The organism is Pseudomonas asturiensis (assembly GCF_900143095.1).
In the GTDB taxonomy this organism is placed as follows: domain Bacteria; phylum Pseudomonadota; class Gammaproteobacteria; order Pseudomonadales; family Pseudomonadaceae; genus Aquipseudomonas; species Aquipseudomonas asturiensis.
Genome location: NZ_FRDA01000026.1, coordinates 20,590 through 38,979, shown reverse-complemented (window position 1 = coordinate 38,979; position 18,390 = coordinate 20,590). Strand labels below are relative to the sequence as shown.

General features: G+C 60.8%; 15 protein-coding genes. 8 read left to right on the top strand and 7 right to left on the bottom strand.

Annotated features, from left to right (window positions below; genetic code table 11):
* Positions 1 to 236: 236 nt before the first annotated feature.
* Positions 237 to 2,420, bottom strand: a complete 2,184-nt coding sequence (gene uvrD / locus BUB69_RS27195; RefSeq protein WP_073173072.1) for a DNA helicase II — start codon at positions 2,418 to 2,420, stop codon at positions 237 to 239.
* A gap of 288 nt (positions 2,421 to 2,708) precedes the next feature.
* Here uvrD and BUB69_RS27190 point away from each other — a divergent pair, with 288 nt between their 5' ends.
* Positions 2,709 to 5,201, top strand: coding sequence for a putative bifunctional diguanylate cyclase/phosphodiesterase (locus BUB69_RS27190; protein ID WP_073173069.1), 2,493 nt, complete (start codon positions 2,709 to 2,711; stop codon positions 5,199 to 5,201).
* A gap of 184 nt (positions 5,202 to 5,385) precedes the next feature.
* Positions 5,386 to 6,252 (top strand): transcriptional regulator HexR, encoded by an 867-nt coding sequence (hexR, locus tag BUB69_RS27185; protein WP_073173066.1) that lies wholly within the window; start codon positions 5,386 to 5,388, stop codon positions 6,250 to 6,252.
* Positions 6,253 to 6,327: 75 nt separating this feature from the next.
* On the opposite strand, the gene BUB69_RS27180 is transcribed toward hexR, so the two are convergent.
* Positions 6,328 to 6,642 carry a hypothetical protein gene (locus BUB69_RS27180; protein WP_073173063.1) on the bottom strand — a complete coding sequence of 105 codons (315 nt, stop codon included), beginning with the start codon at positions 6,640 to 6,642 and terminating at the stop codon, positions 6,328 to 6,330.
* A 232-nt stretch (positions 6,643 to 6,874) separates the two neighbouring features.
* Here BUB69_RS27180 and BUB69_RS27175 point away from each other — a divergent pair, with 232 nt between their 5' ends.
* Positions 6,875 to 7,060 (top strand): PA3496 family putative envelope integrity protein, encoded by a 186-nt coding sequence (locus tag BUB69_RS27175; RefSeq protein WP_425439411.1) that lies wholly within the window; start codon positions 6,875 to 6,877, stop codon positions 7,058 to 7,060.
* Here BUB69_RS27175 and BUB69_RS27170 read toward each other — a convergent pair.
* A complete protein-coding gene (locus tag BUB69_RS27170) occupies positions 7,014 to 7,949 on the bottom strand; it encodes a LysR family transcriptional regulator (protein WP_217654486.1) in 936 nt (311 codons plus the stop codon). The two genes, BUB69_RS27175 and BUB69_RS27170, sit on opposite strands and share 47 nt — an antisense overlap.
* A gap of 197 nt (positions 7,950 to 8,146) precedes the next feature.
* Here BUB69_RS27170 and BUB69_RS27165 point away from each other — a divergent pair, with 197 nt between their 5' ends.
* Both BUB69_RS27165 and oadA read left to right on the top strand, forming a co-directional pair.
* Complete coding sequence (locus BUB69_RS27165) at positions 8,147 to 9,562, top strand: acetyl-CoA carboxylase biotin carboxylase subunit (protein ID WP_073173054.1); 1,416 nt, start codon at positions 8,147 to 8,149, stop codon at positions 9,560 to 9,562.
* 11 nt (positions 9,563 to 9,573) lie between these two features.
* Positions 9,574 to 11,382 carry a sodium-extruding oxaloacetate decarboxylase subunit alpha gene (gene oadA, locus BUB69_RS27160; RefSeq protein WP_073173052.1) on the top strand — a complete coding sequence of 603 codons (1,809 nt, stop codon included), beginning with the start codon at positions 9,574 to 9,576 and terminating at the stop codon, positions 11,380 to 11,382.
* 176 nt (positions 11,383 to 11,558) lie between these two features.
* On the opposite strand, the gene BUB69_RS27155 is transcribed toward oadA, so the two are convergent.
* The 3 genes from BUB69_RS27155 to BUB69_RS27145 are packed head-to-tail and all read right to left on the bottom strand — an operon-like array spanning position 11,559 to position 13,327.
* Complete coding sequence (locus BUB69_RS27155) at positions 11,559 to 12,230, bottom strand: GNAT family N-acetyltransferase (protein ID WP_073173049.1); 672 nt, start codon at positions 12,228 to 12,230, stop codon at positions 11,559 to 11,561.
* A 12-nt stretch (positions 12,231 to 12,242) separates the two neighbouring features.
* Positions 12,243 to 12,689 carry a GNAT family N-acetyltransferase gene (locus BUB69_RS27150; RefSeq protein WP_073173046.1) on the bottom strand — a complete coding sequence of 149 codons (447 nt, stop codon included), beginning with the start codon at positions 12,687 to 12,689 and terminating at the stop codon, positions 12,243 to 12,245.
* Positions 12,686 to 13,327 (bottom strand): FMN-binding negative transcriptional regulator, encoded by a 642-nt coding sequence (locus BUB69_RS27145; protein WP_073173043.1) that lies wholly within the window; start codon positions 13,325 to 13,327, stop codon positions 12,686 to 12,688. The genes BUB69_RS27150 and BUB69_RS27145 overlap by 4 nt, the downstream gene beginning before the upstream one ends.
* Before the next feature lie 90 nt (positions 13,328 to 13,417).
* Between BUB69_RS27145 and pdxR the strand changes: the two genes are divergently transcribed.
* The 3 genes from pdxR to BUB69_RS27130 all read left to right on the top strand — a co-directional run bounded on the left by pdxR (position 13,418) and on the right by BUB69_RS27130 (position 17,254).
* Positions 13,418 to 14,980 carry a MocR-like pyridoxine biosynthesis transcription factor PdxR gene (gene pdxR, locus BUB69_RS27140; protein WP_073173039.1) on the top strand — a complete coding sequence of 521 codons (1,563 nt, stop codon included), beginning with the start codon at positions 13,418 to 13,420 and terminating at the stop codon, positions 14,978 to 14,980.
* Between the two features lie 53 nt (positions 14,981 to 15,033).
* Positions 15,034 to 16,245, top strand: coding sequence for a YeeE/YedE family protein (locus tag BUB69_RS27135; RefSeq protein ID WP_073173036.1), 1,212 nt, complete (start codon positions 15,034 to 15,036; stop codon positions 16,243 to 16,245).
* Between the two features lie 133 nt (positions 16,246 to 16,378).
* On the top strand, positions 16,379 to 17,254 hold the full coding sequence (locus BUB69_RS27130) for a bestrophin family protein (RefSeq protein WP_163032137.1): 876 nt from the start codon (positions 16,379 to 16,381) through the stop codon (positions 17,252 to 17,254).
* A 123-nt stretch (positions 17,255 to 17,377) separates the two neighbouring features.
* Here the strand turns inward: BUB69_RS27130 and BUB69_RS27125 are convergent, their stop codons facing one another.
* On the bottom strand, positions 17,378 to 18,382 hold the full coding sequence (locus BUB69_RS27125; protein WP_073173030.1) for an asparaginase: 1,005 nt from the start codon (positions 18,380 to 18,382) through the stop codon (positions 17,378 to 17,380).
* Positions 18,383 to 18,390: the final 8 nt, after the last annotated feature.

Genomic DNA, 18,390 nt, shown 5'->3' with positions numbered 1-18,390 from the left:
CTACACGTTCAGTTATACACGCGTATCGCTGAATGAAAGCACAACCCGCTGACTGATCGTCCCCACGCTGCGTGCTCAGCTTTATACACAAGCCCTGCAGCCGCCAACGTACTGTGGAAGGCGGCTTGCCGGCGATGGCGTCCGTTCAGTCGCTGATAGGTCGCTTCACAAAATGCATCGCCGGCAAGCCGCCTCCCCCACGCTATGCCTTCAACCAGACGCTCCCGCAGAACCGGTTACAACGCCACCAGCTTCGCGTAGCCCATCATCAGCCACTTGCTGCCTTCGGCGAAGTTGACCTGCACGCGGGCCTGGGCGCCAGCGCCCTCGAAATTGAGGATCACGCCTTCACCGAATACCGCATGCTGTACACGCTGGCCCAGAGTGAACTCGGTTTCCGGGATGCCGGTGCCGGTGAACAGGCTGCTGTTGTTGACCTTCTGAGTGCCGCCGAACGGGCGACTGACGCTGTTGGACAGACGCACTTCCTGAATCAGCGCCGGCGGGATTTCGCGAACGAAACGCGACACCTTGTTGTAGGTCTCGCTGCCGTACAGGCGACGCGTCTCGGCGTAGGTCATGACCAGTTGCTGCATGGCGCGGGTGATGCCCACGTACGCCAGACGGCGCTCCTCTTCAAGACGGCCGGGCTCTTCCAGGCTCATCTTGTGCGGGAACAGCCCTTCTTCCATGCCCACCAGGAACACGTGCGGAAACTCCAGGCCCTTGGCGCTGTGCAGCGTCATCAGTTGAATGCTTTCTTCGTGCTCCTGAGCCTGAGTATCGCCGGCTTCCAGCGACGCGTGGCCGAGGAAAGCCGCCAGCGGGGTCAGGTCCTCTTCGCTTTCGGTATTTTCGAAGGCACGCGCAGCGCTGACCAGCTCCTCAAGGTTTTCTACCCGGGCCTGGCCTTTCTCGCCTTTTTCCTGCTCGTGGTAGGTGATCAGCCCGGATTGCTCGATGACCGTCTGGGTCATGAGGTGCAGCGGCATCTCCATGACCTTGGCCGACAGGTTCTCGATCAGCTCGATGAACCCGCCCAGCGCAGTCGCTGCGCGGCCGGTCAGGCCTTTATTGGCGACCAGCAGGCGCATGGCCTCCCACATCGACACATCGGCGTGACGGGCGTGTTCGCGGATGGCTTCGACAGTCTTCTCACCGATGCCGCGTGCCGGGACGTTAATGACCCGCTCAAGCGCCGCATCGTTGCCGCGACCTTCCAGCAGGCGCAGGTACGCCATGGCGTTCTTGATCTCGGCGCGTTCGAAGAAGCGCTGGCCGCCATAGATGCGATACGGAATGCGCTCGCGCAGCAAGGCTTCTTCCAGCACCCGTGACTGGGCGTTGGAGCGATAGAGAATGGCGATGTCGTTACGCGAGATACCGGTCTTGAGCACACTCTCGATGGTCTCGACCACGTAGCGCGCTTCATCGTGTTCGTTGAAGGCCGCGTACAGGCTGATCAGTTCGCCGTCGCCGACATCGGTCCACAGCTCTTTGCCCAGACGACCGCTGTTGTTGACGATCAGGCCGTTGGCCGCCTTGAGGATGCTCGCCGTGGAGCGGTAGTTCTGCTCAAGACGGATGACCTCGGTGTCCGGGAAGTCGGACGAGTATTGATGAATGTTCTCGATCTTCGCGCCGCGCCAGCCGTAGATGGACTGGTCGTCGTCGCCGACCACCATCAGACTGTCGCCGCCCTGTGCCAGCAGACGCAACCAGGCGTACTGCACGGCGTTGGTGTCCTGGAATTCGTCCACCAGCACGTGGCGGAAGCGGCGCTGGTAGTGCGCCAGCAGACCCGGGTTGTCACGCCAAAGATCCAGGGCGCGCAGCAGCAGTTCCGAGAAGTCGATCACGCCGGCCCGCTGGCAGGCCGCTTCGTAGGCTTCATAGATGCTGCGCATGGTGGTCAGGAACAGGTCACCGCTGGCCTGAATGTGCTGCGGACGCAGCCCTTCGTCTTTCTGCCCATTGATGAACCACTGTGCCTGACGCGCCGGCCAGCGTTGCTCGTCCAGGCCCAGGTCGCGGATCACGCGTTTGACCACGCGCTGCTGGTCGTCGCTGTCCAGAATCTGGAAGGTCTGCACCAGCCCGGCTTCCTGCCAGTGCGCCCGCAACAGGCGGTGCGCCAGGCCGTGGAACGTGCCGACCCACATGCCTGCCGGGCTGATGCCCATCAGTTGCTCGATGCGATGACGCATCTCGGCAGCGGCCTTGTTGGTGAAGGTCACCGACAGCACTGAGTGCGGGGAGGCTTGCTCGACCTGCATCAGCCAGGCGATGCGATGCACCAGCACACGGGTTTTGCCGGAGCCAGCACCGGCCAGGACCAACTGACGACCCAAGGAGGCGGCTACGGCCTGACGTTGGGCATCGTTGAGGGAATTGAGAAGCAGAGAGAGATCATCGCGCATCGGCGCATTCTAGGGTGCTGCGTCATGACGGGCAAACCATGCTTTGTGTGAGGCAATAAAAAAACCTGTGACACTGACGACCGGTGGGTCAGGGCTGCAAGCATTGCGTGCTGTGCCCTGAGCGAATGAACGCCATCCTGCGCAATGGCAAATTGATATTTTTGTGCAAAGCGGCTGTTTGGTCTGCCCAAACCCTTGTGTATGCTCCGCACACGCTCAAGGCCAAGGCCCTGTTTGAACGCTCCAGAGGGGCGCAGGCGGGGCCTGATCAAATACAAGAACGACGCCATGACATACCGCTTCAGCGCGGGCGATGCACCTGACAGCACTCGCCATAGCTCTCTCAAGCCGTTCACTGCCCAACTGGCGGTCGAGCGCACGCGTCTTCTTTATCAGGGTTCGTTGCTGCCAACGCTGTTGATGTTTGTGAGCGGGCTTGTCTGTGCCTGGCTGCTGTGGAGTCCGGAGCGTTATGTGCTCGTCGGGATCTGGCTGGGCTGGCTGGCCGCGCTGGTGTGCCTGCGCATCATTCAGGTCGCCGCGTTTCGGGCTGCGCCGCCGCAGCGTCAGGTGCATGCGGTCTGGCGGCGAATGTTTCTGCTGGGCGCCTGTGTCAGCGGGCTGACCCTGGCAGCGGCAGCCGTGGTGCTGGTTCCGGTCGAAAATTTCCAGCAGCAGGCGTGGGTCTTCGGCATGATCGGCGCGGCGATTCTGTCCGCCAGCGTGGCCTATGCCGTCAGCATTTCTGCGTTTCTGGTGTTCAGCCTGTCCTGCCTGTTGCCGCCGATTCTCTATCTGTTCTGGGGCGGCGATGTGCCGTTGCGCGGCTGGGGCTGGCTGGGATTAATTCTGTTGTTCGCCCTGAGCGTGGTGGCCTGGCAGATCAATCGTCTGATGCAGTGCAGTCTGTTGCAGCGTTTTCAGAATCAGGCGTTGATCGAGCATCTACAGCAGGCGCAAGCGGTCAGCGTGGCGCTCAACACTGAGCTGGCCCGTGAAATCGAACAGCGCCGCGAGGCCGAACGTGGCTTGCGGGAGGCGCAGGCGGGGCTGGAAGAGCGTGTCGCTCAGCGCACGCTTGAGCTTGAAGAGGCCAATCAGGCCCTGAGCAAGAGCCCACCGAGGCTGGCTGCAACCGTGTTCGATGCGGCCAGCGAAGGTATCGTGATCTTCGATCCGGATTACACCATCCTGACAGTCAATCAGGCGTTCAGCCGGTTCAGTGGCTATCAATCGGACGATGTGATCGGTCGCAAGGTGATGGACATCGCCAGCAGCCGGGATGCCCGTCGTCATTTTCAGGCCATCCACCACTCTCTGGAGCAAACCGGGCAATGGCAGGGCGAACTGGTTGAAACCCGCAAGAATGGCGAGCTGTATCCTCAGTGGCTACAGCTGAACGCCGTGCGCGATAAAGCAGGGAAAACCAGCCATATTGTCGGCTTTTTCTCCGATCTTTCGGCACGGCGTGCTGCTGAGGAGCGCATGCGTTATCTGGCCCATTTCGATGAATTGACGGGGCTGGCAAACCGCTCATTGTTCACCCAGCGTCTGCATGAGATACGCCAGCGCGTTCAGCGCACAGGTCGAAGCCTGGCGTTGCTGCACATCAACCTCGACCGCTTCAAATTACTCAATGAAAGCCTGGGCCACGAAGTGGCTGACCAGTTGCTCAAGCATGTGGCCCGCCGATTGAGCAGCGCGATGCCGGAAGCTGACATCATCGCTCGGCTGTCAGGCGACGAGTTTGCGGTCCTGTTCGACGCCTATGCCAACCTCTCCAGCCTGGCGCGAGTGACCAGCCGCCTGCTCAGCAAGCTGCGCGTCCCGTTGTCGGTGGGGGGGCACGAGCTGGTGATCAGCGCCTCAGTGGGCATCAGTCTGTTGCCTGATTCAGCCCGTGAAGTCTCGGCGCTTGTGAGTCAGGCGAACATGGCGATGCAGCACGCCAAGCACATGGGCGGCAACAATTTCCAGTTCTTCACCGAGAGCCTGCAAGCCAGCACGCTTGAGCGCCTGCAACTGGAAATCCAGCTGCGCAGGGCTATTGAAGATCATCAATTGCAGGTCTTTTACCAGCCCAAGCTGAGCCTGAGGAGTGGACGCCTGGACTCGGCCGAAGCGTTGGTGCGCTGGCACCACCCCCAGCGCGGCATGGTGCCACCGGGCGAGTTCATCGGGCTTGCCGAGGAAACCGGGTTGATCGGCGCCATCGGCGAATTCGTGCTGCGCAAGGCGTGCTGGCAAGCCTGCGAGTGGCAGCGTCAGGGCATGGCGCCGATCAGGGTATCGGTCAACCTGTCGGTCCATCAATTGCGTCAGGGGAAACTGGTGAGCCTGGTGCGGCAGGTGCTTGAGGAAACCGGTCTGGAACCGCAATGGCTGGAGCTGGAACTGACCGAGAGCCAGTTGCTCGACAGCGTCGAACATATCATCGCGACCTTTCAGCAGTTGCGTGAGCTGGGTGTGAAACTGGCCATCGACGACTTCGGCACCGGCTACTCTTCATTGAGTTACCTGCGACGCTTTCCGGTGGATTACGTCAAGATCGATCAGGCGTTTATCAGTGGACTGGATGACGGCACCGAGGACGCGGCGATCATTCAAGCGATCATTTCCATGGCTCACAGCCTGGGTTTGAGGGTGGTCGCCGAGGGCGTTGAAAACCAGAGTCAGCTGGAGTTCCTCAGGGAGCATGGATGCGATGAGGTGCAGGGGTATCTGATCAGCCGGCCGATCGAGGCGTCGGCCATGGCCGCGATGCTGATTCAGTCACGCTGAGACAGCGTCGGGTTTGTAGTGGATTCGGCATAATGTAGGATTATTCCCACAAAAAAGAGCGATTCGCCCTTCCTGCGTCCGTGTAAGACGTTCCACGTTCGTTTAACTGGGCGTCTCGCAGGTCATGTAGTATAACTACAAGAAAGCTACAACCCGCCCACCGCTTCATTACCGAGTCTGCCTTTTGAATCTGCTGCAACACATCGCCCAGTCACGTCACCTGCTGCGCAAATCGGAGCTCAAGGTAGCCGACCATGTGCTGCTCGACCCTGCCGCTGTGATGCACAGTTCCATGGCTGATCTGGCCCATAGCGTGGGGATCAGCGAACCGACCATCGTGCGTTTCTGCCGCGCCATTGGGTGCACAGGGTTTCAGGACCTCAAGCTCAAGCTGGCCCAGAGCCTGGCAGCGGGCGCGAGCTTCGGGCAGTTTGCAATTCATGAAGACGATTCGGTCGCCGACTACAGTCTGAAGATTTTCGACACCACCCTGCACACGTTGATGGAAGTGCGCGAAAACCTTGATCCGCATGCGCTGCAGCAGGCCGTTACGGCAATGGCCGGTGCCAATCGGGTCGAGTTCTACGGTTTCGGTGCGTCCGGCGCTGTTGCTGCTGATGCGCAACACAAGTTCTTCCGCCTGCTGCTGACGGCGGCGGCGTATTCCGATCCTCACATGCAAGCCATGTCGGCGGCGACGCTCAAGCCGACAGATGTCGCGGTGTGCATTTCCCAGTCAGGCCGTTCCAAAGACCTGCTGATCACCGCCAACATGGTGCGTGAAAGCGGCGCGACCCTGATCACCCTGTGTCCAAGCCAGACGCCACTGGCCGAGCTGTCTTCGGTCAATCTGGCCATCGACGTTCACGAAGACACCGAGATTTATACGCCGCTGACCTCGCGCATCGCGCATCTGGTCGTGATCGATGTGCTGGCGATGGGCGTTGCCATGGCGCGCGGACCGAGCCTGGTCAATCATCTCAAGAGCGTCAAACGCAGCCTGCGCGGTTTGCGCCTGTCGCCCAAGTCGATCAAGACCCACGAAGACTGACGGGCCACAAGCAAAAACGCCCGCCAGCGACTTCAAGCGTCTGGCGGGCGTTGCATGACGCGATCAGGTCGACAATCAGCCCGTCACGCTCACCTGTTCGATGTGAACCAGCTCTTCACCTTGATACCAGACGGTCACGTTCGGTATCTGTGCACCACCGGCCTGGCGGTACAGAACATGCTTCTCGTTGATGACCTGAAGTCCCATGTACTTGTCTTCGAGCACCAGTTCCAGTTTCAGGCCGTGTGAGCGGTCCTGAAGCGGGCTGACGACCAGCTTTGGTTCGACGGCCGTGTTGCCGACCGTGACGATGCCATCGACGCAGAACAGGGGTTCAGCGCCAGGGGCCGTGACGAGGCGTGCGGTCCAGTTTCGGGTTTGAAGGGTCATTGTGTCGCTCCTTGACTTGGGTAGTGGGGGTGTTGCTTGACGTGCGATCACTATCCCTCGAAAAAGCGGCCAAAAAGCGTACATATGTATCGTTTGAGCAGTCTGATGTTTTCATCAAATCGTCATGCGTGCGCCACCTGATCGTCACGGCCGGGCGTCACCCTGTACTCCCTCGAAACGTATTGGGAGACAGGACATGGCTCGGCACTACGACGATTTACCCAACAGCACCGTGAAAACCCGCCGTCAGCAGGAAGATCAGCGTCGCATGGAGTTTCGTCGTGCGATCGAGAGCTACTGTGAGGCGCGTCAGCTCAATCAGGACCTGTGTGACTACCTGGACGGCGTGACCGGCCCGGTCTGGCAAACCATCACGCCGTCCGGGGACGGCCGTCGAAGCGCTCGACAAGCTGGCTGATCTGCGCCCGTTCGCTGCGAATGAACGCCAGAAAAGCGTGGGCCACCGGAGACAGGCGTTTGTCTCGGCCTTGAACCACGCACCAGCTTCGATACAACGGCAGCTCGGCCACGGGCAGCTCCACGAGAGCGCCGCTGGCCAGCTCCTGACACACCGCGTGACGTGTCAGCATTGCCAGCCCCAGCCCGGCCACCACGCACTCGCGCTGTGCTTCGCTTGATGACACTTCCGATGTCTGCAGGAAGTGCACGCGTTTTTCCTTGAAATACTCTTCGCACGCACGGCGTGTGCCAGACCCTGGCTCACGGGTCAGCAGCGGCCAGGGCTCCAGGTCCTTGAGGCTCAGCGCGGCCTGACTGCACAGCGGATGATCCGGTGGCGCGACGGCAACGATGGGATTGTTGAGGAACGGCAGAAACTCAAGGCCCATGTCCTGCGGCACCATCGACATGATCACCAGGTCATCACGGTTGTCCGACAGCCTTCTGATGACCAGCGCGCGGTTAACCACGGTCAGGTTCAGGCTGACTTCCGGATGCTGGCGTTTGAAGGCGGCAAACAGGTGCGGGATGAAATACTTGCAGCTCGATTCGATGGCCAGCTTGAGCTGACCTTGCAGGGAGCCCTGCATGTCCGAGAGCTGCATATCGAGGTTTTCCAGCCGGCCGAAGATGTCCTTGCTGGCGGCCTGAAGCGCTTCTGCGGCTTCGGTGAGGTAGAGCTTCTTACCGACGTATTCGAACAGCGGTTGCCCGACCAGCTCTTCCAGCTGACGAATCTGCAGGCTGACGGCAGGCTGGGTCAACGCCATTTCCTCGGCTGCCCGGCTGTAGGAGCGCAGGTCGCACACTTCATTGAAAATGCGCAGCTGACGCAATGTCATACGCATCAATGACTTACGCATTTATGGCGACTCCTTTGGACGGTCGAAACGCTGACTATAAGCTTTTACTTATGTGTAACCCAATTTTTACTCATTTTTATTAATTCTCGATCAGGCATAGGGTGTCCCTGCGGCAATGAGTCACATGCCCGGTTACATAAAAGCAGCCGGGCCGTTGGTCCTTATAGGTCGAGGAAACGCCAGTGATAACAAAAATATTGATTGCCAACCGTGGAGAGATTGCCGTTCGTATCGTGCGCGCCTGCGCCGAGATGGGCATTCGCTCGGTGGCCATCTTTTCCGACGCCGACCGCCATGCCCTGCATGTCAAACGCGCTGACGAAGCCTATAGCATTGGTGCCGAACCGCTGGCGGGTTACCTGAACCCGCGCAAGCTGGTCAATCTGGCCGTGGAAACCGGTTGTGATGCGCTGCATCCCGGTTATGGTTTTCTCTCGGAAAATGCTGAACTGGCAGACATCTGCGCCGAACGTGGAATCAAGTTCATTGGCCCGTCTGCTGAAGTCATTCGCCGTATGGGTGACAAGACTGAAGCGCGCCGCAGCATGATCAAGGCCGGGGTGCCGGTCACACCGGGCACCGAAGGCAACGTCGCCGACATTCAGGAGGCGCTGATCGAAGGGGATCGCATCGGCTATCCGGTGATGCTCAAGGCCACTTCCGGTGGTGGCGGACGCGGCATCCGTCGCTGCAACAGCCGTGAAGAACTGGAGCAGGCCTTTCCCCGAGTGATCTCGGAAGCGACCAAGGCCTTTGGTTCCGCCGAAGTGTTTCTGGAAAAGTGCATCGTCAATCCCAAGCACATCGAAGCGCAGATTCTGGGCGACAGCTTCGGCAACGTCGTGCACCTGTTCGAGCGTGACTGCTCGATCCAGCGCCGCAACCAGAAGCTCATCGAAATCGCCCCCAGCCCGCAACTGACCCCGGAACAGCGCGCCTACATCGGTGATCTGTCCGTGCGCGCGGCCAAGGCGGTGGGTTACGAGAACGCTGGCACCGTGGAGTTCCTGCTCGCCGAGGGCGAGGTGTACTTCATGGAAATGAACACCCGCGTTCAGGTGGAGCACACCATCACTGAAGAAATCACCGGTATCGATATCGTTCGCGAGCAGATTCGCATCGCGTCCGGCCAGCCGCTGTCGGTCAAACAGGAAGACATCATCCATCGCGGCTTCGCGTTGCAGTTCCGGATCAACGCCGAAGACCCGAAAAACAACTTCCTGCCCAGTTTCGGCAAGATCACCCGTTATTACGCACCCGGCGGCCCTGGTGTGCGCACCGATACGGCGATCTACACCGGCTACACCATCCCGCCGTTCTACGACTCGATGTGCCTGAAGCTGATCGTCTGGGCGCTGACCTGGGAAGAAGCGATGGACCGCGGCCTTCGTGCCCTGGACGACATGCGTCTGCAAGGGGTGAAGACCACCGCCGCTTATTACCAGGAAATCCTGCGCAACCCGGAATTCCGCAGCGGTGAGTTCAATACCAGCTTCGTCGAAAGTCATCCTGAACTGACCAACTACTCGATCAAGCGCAAACCCGAAGAGCTGGCTCTGGCCATCGCCGCCGCCATTGCCGCCCACGCAGGCCTGTAAGGAATACTGAAATGTCCAAGAAGATCTTCGTTACCGACACCATCCTGCGTGATGCTCACCAATCGTTGCTGGCCACGCGCATGCGCACCGAAGACATGCTGCCGATCTGCGAAAAGCTCGACAAGGTCGGCTACTGGTCGCTGGAAGTCTGGGGCGGCGCGACGTTCGATGCCTGCGTGCGTTTTCTGAAGGAAGACCCGTGGGAGCGCCTGCGCCAACTGCGTGCGGCGCTGCCCAACACCCGCCTGCAAATGTTGCTGCGCGGTCAGAACCTGCTGGGCTATCGCCATTACAGCGATGACGTGGTCAGGGCGTTTGTCGCCAAGGCAGCCGTCAATGGCATCGACGTGTTCCGCATTTTCGATGCCATGAACGACGTCCGTAACCTGCGTGTGGCCATCGAAGCGGTGAAGGCGGCAGGCAAGCATGCGCAAGGCACCATCGCTTACACCACCAGCCCGGTTCACACCATCGACGCGTTCGTGGCGCAGGCCCGGCAGATGGAGGCTATGGGTTGCGACTCGGTCGCGATCAAGGACATGGCCGGCCTGCTCACGCCGTTCGCGACCGGTGAGCTGGTCCGGGCGCTGAAGGCCGAGCAGTCGCTGCCGGTATTCATTCATTCCCATGACACGGCAGGACTGGCCGCGATGTGTCAGCTCAAGGCGGTCGAGAACGGCGCGGATCATATCGATACGGCTATCTCCAGTTTCGCCTGGGGCACCAGCCATCCCGGTACTGAATCCATGGTCGCGGCACTCAAAGGCAGCGAGTTCGACACCGGTCTTGACCTGGAACTGCTGCAGGACATCGGTCTGTACTTCTATGCCGTGCGCAAGAAATACCACCAGTTCGAAAGCGAATTCACCGCCGTCGATACCCGCGTGCAGGTCAATCAGGTGCCGGGCGGGATGATTTCCAACCTGGCCAACCAGCTCAAGGAGCAGGGCGCGCTCAACCGCATGAACGAAGTGCTGGCTGAAATTCCGCGTGTGCGCAAGGACCTGGGCTATCCGCCGTTGGTCACGCCGACCTCGCAGATCGTGGGCACCCAGGCGTTTTTCAACGTGCTGGCGGGCGAGCGTTACAAGACCATCACCAATGAAGTGAAGCTGTACCTGCAGGGCGGCTACGGCAAGGCGCCAGGTCAGGTGGACGAGAAGCTGCGTCGTCAGGCCATCGGCAACGAGGAGCTGATCGATGTGCGCCCGGCCGATTTGCTCAAACCGGAAATGACCAAGCTGCGGGCCGACATCGGGGCGCTGGCCAAGTCAGAGGAAGACGTGCTGACCTTCGCCATGTTCCCGGACATCGGTCGCAAGTTCCTTGAGGAGCGGGCTGCCGGGACCTTGTCTGCGGAAGTGTTGCTGCCGATTCCCGAAGCGGGAGGCGTGGCCCGTGCAGGCGGAGAGGGCGTGCCGACCGAGTTCGTCATCGATGTGCACGGCGAGACCTATCGCGTCGACATCACGGGTGTCGGGGTGAAAGCCGAGGGCAAGCGTCATTTCTACCTGTCGATTGATGGCATGCCGGAAGAAGTGGTGTTCGAACCGCTCAACGAGTTTGTCAGTGGCGGTGCGAGCAAGCGCCAGCAGGCACATGCGCCGGGCCACGTCAGCACCACCATGCCGGGCAACATCGTCGATGTGCTGGTCAAGGAAGGCGACAGCGTCAAGGTCGGCCAGGCCGTGCTGATCACCGAAGCGATGAAAATGGAAACCGAGGTCCAGGCTTCCATCGCCGGCAAGATTGTCGCTATCCATGTCGCCAAGGGCGACCGCGTCAATCCGGGCGAGATCCTGATTGAAATCGAAGGCTGACCGGACAGAGCGCCTGTCCGAACAGCTAAACCGTTTACCTCTGGGGGAGCCTTCGTGGCTCCCTTTTTTTATTCATACAGCTCGGAATGAGGCGCGGAGCGTCCCGGGCGGCGTTACCACGCACGGCGTGGGAACGATCAAAACTGCAGCTCACGGTTCCGATCCGCACGCTGAACCTACTGCCGAAACGCTTCCAGCCCTTTGATCTGCTCACCCTCCTTGAAGTTATCCACTGCCAGCCAGCGTTCAAAGGCGGTTTGCAGGGCGGGCCATTCGCTGTCCAGGATCGAGTACCACGCGGTGTCGCGATTCACACCTTTGACCACCATGTGCTGGCGGAAGGTGCCTTCGTAGCTGAAACCGAAGCGTTCGGCGGCACGTTTGGAGCGGGCGTTGCTGGCGTTGCATTTCCATTCCAGGCGACGATTGCCCAGCCGGAAGGCTTCCCTGGCCAGCAGATAAATCGCCTCGGTGCCCTTGGGCGTGCGCTGCATGGCGGCGCTGAAGGTCACGTGACCGATTTCGATCCGGCCATGCGCAGGGAAGATCGACAGAAAGCTGATCACGCCCTCGGTTTTGCCCGTTTGCTGGTTGACCACGCTGTAGAACCACGGATCGGTCTCTGCCTGATGACGAGCCAGCCAGGCATCGAAGGCATCGCGATCTTGGAAGGGCCCATAGGGCAGGTAGTCCCACAGTCGGGGGTCGGCGTCCGGTCCCTGAAGTACTGCCCACAGCTCATCGGCATGGCGAGACATGTCCAGCTTTTCCAGTCGGACGAAACGACCGCTCAGGGGTTGGGGCGTCGGCAGTGTCGCGGGTTGCCAATCCAGTGGAGTCTCAGACATCAATCACTTCCCTTAGAGAGCCTTGCGAAATTGAATGTAGCCGCCGCGCTCGGCAACGCGTTCGTACAACTGGATGGCCGTGGCATTGGTTTCGTGGGTCAGCCAGTGGACCTTATCGCAACCGTCGGCCTTCGCGGTCGCGTACACATGCTCAATCAACTGCCTGCCCAGGCCAGTACCGCGCTGCTCGGGCGCAACGAACAGATCCTGCAGGTAACACGCGTTGGCAATGCTCCAGTTCGAGCGGTGGTAGATGAAGTTCACCATGCCCACCGCTTGGTCGTCCAGCCACGCCAGCGCGGCGTGCGTCGGCTCGCTGGAGTCGAGAAAGCGCTGCCAGCTCACATCGCTGACAACCTCGGCCAGCTCGGTTTTGTAAAAGCGCAGATAGGCCTGCCACAGAGGCAGCCATGCCTGGTGGTCGTCAGCGGTTACGGGTCGAATCTGGACGTTACTCATGAAGCGTTCTCCTGCTGGCTCATCAAGCGGGCAATGTGTTGTTCGTTGGTTTTCTGGCTGGCAGCAAGGCCGTCTCGCACGCCCGCCATGTCCGGGGCACTGCGGTTCTGACTGAGTTTACGTTTGCCTTCCAGGCGCTGGATCGGCAGGGCGAAGCCGACAATGGCGCCCAGCATTTTGGCGATGTACTCGGCGGGTGCGTCGTCGATGGACCAGGGTTGCGCACGATCGGACTCATGCTTTGCTGTCAGATCGCTCAACAGCTGACGCAGCCGTGGAGCGTCGGTAAATGTTTCGGCCTTGCCGTAGGCGTGCACGGCCACATAGTTCCAGGTCGGCACCACCTGGCCGTGCTCGGCTTTGCTCGGGTAATAAGACGGGCTGACGTAGGCGTCCTCGCCGGGAAAGATCACCAGCGCTTCGGCGCAGGTGTCCAGCTGCCGCCACTGTGGATTGGCTTTGGCCAGATGCCCGTGGAGCGTGCCGTAGGTGCCTTGGTCCTCGCGCAGCAACAGCGGCAGGTGCGAGGCCTGCATGCCGTCCTCGTTCCAGGTGACCAGAATCGCCAGACGAGTCTGCTGCATCTGTTCGTGAAGTCTGGACGTGTCGTTGTCGCTGAATGCTGCGGGTGTGTACATGGCGATACTCCTGAGCCGATGGACAGATCCTAGGCAAGGTATTGGTCTGTTGTAAGATCCATTTTCAAGAAAATTCATGGGGCCAATTCGATGGTGTCCGGCACGTCTGCATTTCCCCCCGCGCTCATCGGCATCAGGCTGGACCGCCGTCAGGGCTTGAGCAAACAGCTGTATCGCGCACTGCGTCAGCAGATACTGGAGGGGCGTCTTCACAGCGGTACGCGCCTGCCTGCCAGTCGCGAGCTGGCCGACCTGCTAGCCATTTCCCGTAACAGCGTGATGCGCGCCTACGACCAGTTGTATGCCGAAGGCTTTACCGAAACCCGCGTGGGCGACGGCACTTATGTCGCAAGCCTCCCGAGTCGCAACGCCGCGCATGGAAAGGCTGCTGACAGAAAACTATCCACCGACTTGTCCACAGGTTTGTCTACACCTTTGTCCACAGGCTTATCCACAATTTTGCCGGAGATGCCAGATGATCTGGACAGTGAAGTTATCCACAGTTCGGCGCTGGATCTGATCAATGCTCACTCGCTTCCGGCACCTTCAGATGAAGCGCCCAGAGCCTTTCGCGTCGGCGTGCCGGCCTTCGATCTTTTTCCCTTCGCCTTGTGGGGCAAGCTCTACGCTGCCTTCTGGCGTCGGCCGGACCCTGCGATGCTGGGCTACGGCGCAGCGGCAGGAGAGCCCAGGTTAAGGGCGTTGATCGCAGCGTATCTGCGTTCGTCCCGAGGCTTGCAGTGCACCGCTGAACAAATTGTGATCACCAGCGGCGCCCAGCACGCCATCAGCCTTTGTGCACAGCTGCTGGTCGAACCCGGTGCAGGCGTTGCGATCGAGAATCCGGGCTATCGCGCAGCCGCCCATGCCTTTGCGGTGGCGGGGGCGCGACTCCAGGGCGTGGCAGTCGACGAAGAAGGGCTGCGCTGCGCCGATCTTGAGCAAACCGATTGCAGGCTGGCTTACGTGACCCCGTCCCACCAGTACCCGACCGGCGTGGTCATGAGCCTGGCCAGACGCCTTGAGTTACTGGCCTGGGCCGAGCGGCATCAGGGCTGGATCGTCGAGGATGACTATGACGGCGAGTACCGGTATAGCGGCGCGCCGCTGGCTCCCCTGGCGGCGCTGGATCGCAGCGGGCGAGTACTGTATGTCGGCACGTTCGGCAAGATCGCCTTTCCGGCCTTGCGCCTCGGATACCTGGTGTTGCCGCAGGAACTGGTGCGCCCGTTCAGCCAGCGCAAGGCGGTGGACATGCGTCATACCGAAGTCAGCACCCAGGCCGTCATGGCGCAGTTCATTGCACTGGGGCATTTCCAGCGGCACATTCGCCGGATGCGACGTGCCGCGCTGAGTCGGCGCAACGCGTTACTGGCGGGTTGGCCCGCAGGCATTGCGGGATGTGCCGCAATGCCCAGCGTCGCGGCGGGGCTGCATGTGATGGTCAAGGTCGACAGCCTGGCCCGCGAGCGTGAACTGGTCGAGCAGGCGTGGAGCGTCGGCGTCGAGGTCAATGCCTTGAGCCGCTACTGGCTGCCGGACTCGACCGAGTCTCTGGATGAGCGTGCCGGGCTGGTGCTGGGCTTTGCCGCCGTGCCAGAGGCGCAAATCAGCGATGCGCTGAACAGGCTGCGCAAGGTCTGGTCCGAGTAAGCCTGCTGCACACGTATAATCGCTTTCTTTTGCTACCTGTCGTTGAGAGACCCATGAACACATCCCTTTCTGCAACACCCGGCCGGGCCTACGGCGCGCCGCTGGCGGCGTTGTTCCTGTTATTGATGGGCGCGCAATTTCTGTTGCTCAGCGTTGGCACGCGTCAGGTCCTGCTGTGGATCGTCGGTGCGGCGCTGGGCGTCACCCTCTATCACGCCGCGTTCGGCTTCACATCGGCCTGGCGCGTGTTCATTCGTGAACGACGCGGTGCCGGTCTGCGTGCGCAAATGGTGATGCTCGCCGTCGCTGTGATGCTGTTCTTTCCTGCGCTGGGCGCTGGCACGCTGTTCGGGCAGCCGGTCAGTGGCCTGGTTGCGCCGGTTGGCGTTTCGGTCGTGGTCGGGGCCTTTATCTTCGGTATCGGCATGCAACTGGGCGGCGGTTGCGCATCCGGGACGCTGTTCACCGCAGGCGGCGGTAATGCACGCATGCTGGTGACGCTGCTGTTCTTCATCCTCGGCTCGCTGATCGCCACTCACCACGTTGACTGGTGGTTTGCCTTGCCATCGTTTCCGGCCACGTCCGTGGTCAAGAGCTTCGGGGTGATCCCGGCGCTGCTTGGCAATCTGGCGCTGTTCGCCTTGATTGCGTTTGTCACGGTACGCCTTGAAAAGCGTCGGCATGGCGAACTCGAGGCCCCCGTCTCCAGCGAGCACACAGGCCTGCGTCGCCTGCTGCGCGGACCCTGGGTGCTGGTCTGGGGCGCGGTGGCGCTTGCTCTTCTCAATTACGCCACGCTGGCGCTGGCGGGTCGGCCGTGGGGTATCACCTCAGCGTTTGCGCTATGGGGTGCCAAAGTGGCAAGCGGTCTGGGCGTGGATGTCGGCAGTTGGGTGTTCTGGCAGAGCGCGGCCAACGCCAAGGCGCTGGCCGCCCCGGTCTGGGAAGACATCACCAGCGTGATGGACATCGGCATCATGCTGGGAGCCTTGCTCGCAGCAGGCCTGGCCGGGCGCTTTGCGCCTAACCTTGATATTCCGACACGCTCGATCGTTGCAGCCGTCATTGGCGGGCTGATGCTGGGCTACGGCTCACGTCTGGCCTATGGCTGCAACATCGGCGCGTACTTCAGCGGTATCGCATCCGGCAGCCTGCATGGCTGGCTGTGGTTGGTTGCGGCCTACGCCGGTAACGTTATCGGCGTCAGGTTGCGACCGATCTTCTTTGCAGGGGAGCGTCCGCAAGTGGGGTTGACCGGCTGCTGAAACGATTGATCCCTTGAGATAAAGCGGGCCGCTCGCGAACCAACTGCCGTTTTCGTATTCAAAGCCCGTGCAGTAGCGAGGATGTGCGGTCTCGCTTATCTATCGATGGGGTAGTCCTTTGCAGCAGACGATCATGGGAAAATTCCGGTTTCTGGGCAAGACAATCGGTTATGTGGGCTGGTCGCTTTTCTGGCTGCTGATTTGGGACGTGATCGTCACGGTCGATTTCATGCTGTACCTGGAGCGCAAGATCACCTTGCCGTCCATGCCGTTGACCTTGCTCGGTTCTGCGCTGGTGGTGCTGACCAGCTTCCGGAATTCCAGCGCCTACAACCGCTGGTGGGAGGCACGAACCCTGTGGGGTGCGCTGGTCAACAGCTCGCGCAGCTTCGCCCGTCAGGTGCTGACGCTGGTCGAGGACGACGAGGGCGGCATCAATCCGGTGAAGGCTACGCTGCTGCGTCGTCATGTGGCCTACGTCAAATGCCTGTCCGCGCATTTGAAAGGCGGCCACTGTGGCGACGAGGTGCAGGCCTTGATTCCGCGTGAAGAGTTTGAACGCCGCTTCGACACCAACAACTTTCCCAACGACCTGCTCAATACGTCGGCTGCGCTATTGGCCAAGGAATACCAGTGCGGTCGTCTGGACAGCATCCGCCTGGCGCGGCTTGAGTCGACCATGGTGGACATCTCCAACTGCCAGGGCGGCATGGAGCGGATTGCCAATACACCGCTGCCGTATCCGTATGTCGCTTTTCCACGCTTGTTCATTACTCTTTTCTGCCTGATCGTGCCCATCGGCCTGGTCGAAACCCTAGGCTGGTTCACGCCATTGGCCTCCACTGTAGTGGGCTTCATGCTGCTGGCGATCGAGAAGATCGGCACGGACCTGCAAAGCCCGTTCAAGGCCAGTGAACATGAAATCCAGATGACCGCGCTGTGCGCGAACATTGAGCGAAATCTGGACTCGATGCTTCGTGGGGCTCAGGAAGAAAGCAAGGTTTCCTGACCGCACAGCGACCGTCCACGGAGAAACGCGCCATTGGGCGAGTGACGTTGTGTTGGAAGGAGGGGGATCGCGATATCCCGGTTGACTCAGGATTGTCCTGAGTCACCGAAACGTTTCAATGGCTCAGCGCAACTCGCCACACAGGTCCAGCTCCACCAGCCGCCGAACCTCTTCAGTGGTCAGGCCGGCACCTAGCAGTGCATGCAGCTTGCCCAGCGCGGCTTCACGCGTCATGCCACCACCGGACAAAACGCCTGCACTGCGCAGGCGGCTGCCCGCTTCGTAGACATCCAGCTCCACGCCGCCTTCATGGCATTGTGTGATTGCAACCACACAGATGCCTTGCGCTCGGGCGTTTTCCAGGCTTGCTACGAACTGAGGGTTGTCGCTTGGGCCGGTGCCGTTGCCGAAGCATTCCAGCACCAGACCTTGAATGCCGCTGTCGATCAGGCCATCCAGTTGAGCTGCGCCGATACCCGGAAACAAAGGCAGCACCGCGACATTTGCCAGTGTTCGGGCCTGACGATAATCCAGCGCGTCGGGCAACGATACGGCTGAGTGACCGCTACGGGAGCGTTGCAGCGGCGCGAACGGATGACGTCCGAAGCTGCGGATTTTCGCGCAACGTGTCGGGGCCATCAGCTCGCCATGGAAATACAGCTGAACGCCCGGTGCCAGACCCTCGCCGAGGGCGAGCAGGGCACCATTGACGTTTTCCCAGGCATCGCTGTCCGGCACACCGGCCGGCAGCATGGAGCCTGTGAACACGACAGGCGCATTGAGCCCCAGCAACTGGAAGCTCATGGCCGCCGCGCTGTACGCCAGAGTGTCGGTGCCATGCAGCACCAGCACGGCGTCGCAGCCGTCCACGTCCACCGCCTCGATCACCGCGTCACGCAGACGCAGCCAATAGGCGGGCGTCATGTTGGCGCTGTCGATCAGGGGTGACATCTCGCGAAAACGCCATTGCGGCACGACCAGTTCCGGCAGCTCGGCCAGTTGCCCGGCCATTCTCGTCTGGAAACCGGATGCAGGTGCCAGCCCGTTGGCGCTGGCCTGCATGCCGATGGTGCCGCCGGTATAAAGAACCATCACTCGCTGAGCAGATTTTTTTACATCATGAGTCATGGCTCTTC

What these genes read in the sequence shown, in the direction of transcription:
- pdxR (WP_073173039.1), top strand. Translation starts at nt 13,418, where the DNA reads ATGGTGTCCGGCACGTCTGCATTTCCCCCCGCGCTCATCGGCATCAGG.
- BUB69_RS27170 (WP_217654486.1), bottom strand. Translation starts at nt 7,949, where the DNA reads ATGCGTATGACATTGCGTCAGCTGCGCATTTTCAATGAAGTGTGCGAC.
- uvrD (WP_073173072.1), bottom strand. Translation starts at nt 2,420, where the DNA reads ATGCGCGATGATCTCTCTCTGCTTCTCAATTCCCTCAACGATGCCCAA.
- BUB69_RS27155 (WP_073173049.1), bottom strand. Translation starts at nt 12,230, where the DNA reads ATGTCTGAGACTCCACTGGATTGGCAACCCGCGACACTGCCGACGCCC.
- BUB69_RS27135 (WP_073173036.1), top strand. Translation starts at nt 15,034, where the DNA reads ATGAACACATCCCTTTCTGCAACACCCGGCCGGGCCTACGGCGCGCCG.
- BUB69_RS27145 (WP_073173043.1), bottom strand. Translation starts at nt 13,327, where the DNA reads ATGTACACACCCGCAGCATTCAGCGACAACGACACGTCCAGACTTCAC.
- BUB69_RS27125 (WP_073173030.1), bottom strand. Translation starts at nt 18,382, where the DNA reads ATGACTCATGATGTAAAAAAATCTGCTCAGCGAGTGATGGTTCTTTAT.
- BUB69_RS27190 (WP_073173069.1), top strand. Translation starts at nt 2,709, where the DNA reads ATGACATACCGCTTCAGCGCGGGCGATGCACCTGACAGCACTCGCCAT.
- BUB69_RS27130 (WP_163032137.1), top strand. Translation starts at nt 16,379, where the DNA reads ATGGGAAAATTCCGGTTTCTGGGCAAGACAATCGGTTATGTGGGCTGG.
- BUB69_RS27150 (WP_073173046.1), bottom strand. Translation starts at nt 12,689, where the DNA reads ATGAGTAACGTCCAGATTCGACCCGTAACCGCTGACGACCACCAGGCA.
- BUB69_RS27180 (WP_073173063.1), bottom strand. Translation starts at nt 6,642, where the DNA reads ATGACCCTTCAAACCCGAAACTGGACCGCACGCCTCGTCACGGCCCCT.
- oadA (WP_073173052.1), top strand. Translation starts at nt 9,574, where the DNA reads ATGTCCAAGAAGATCTTCGTTACCGACACCATCCTGCGTGATGCTCAC.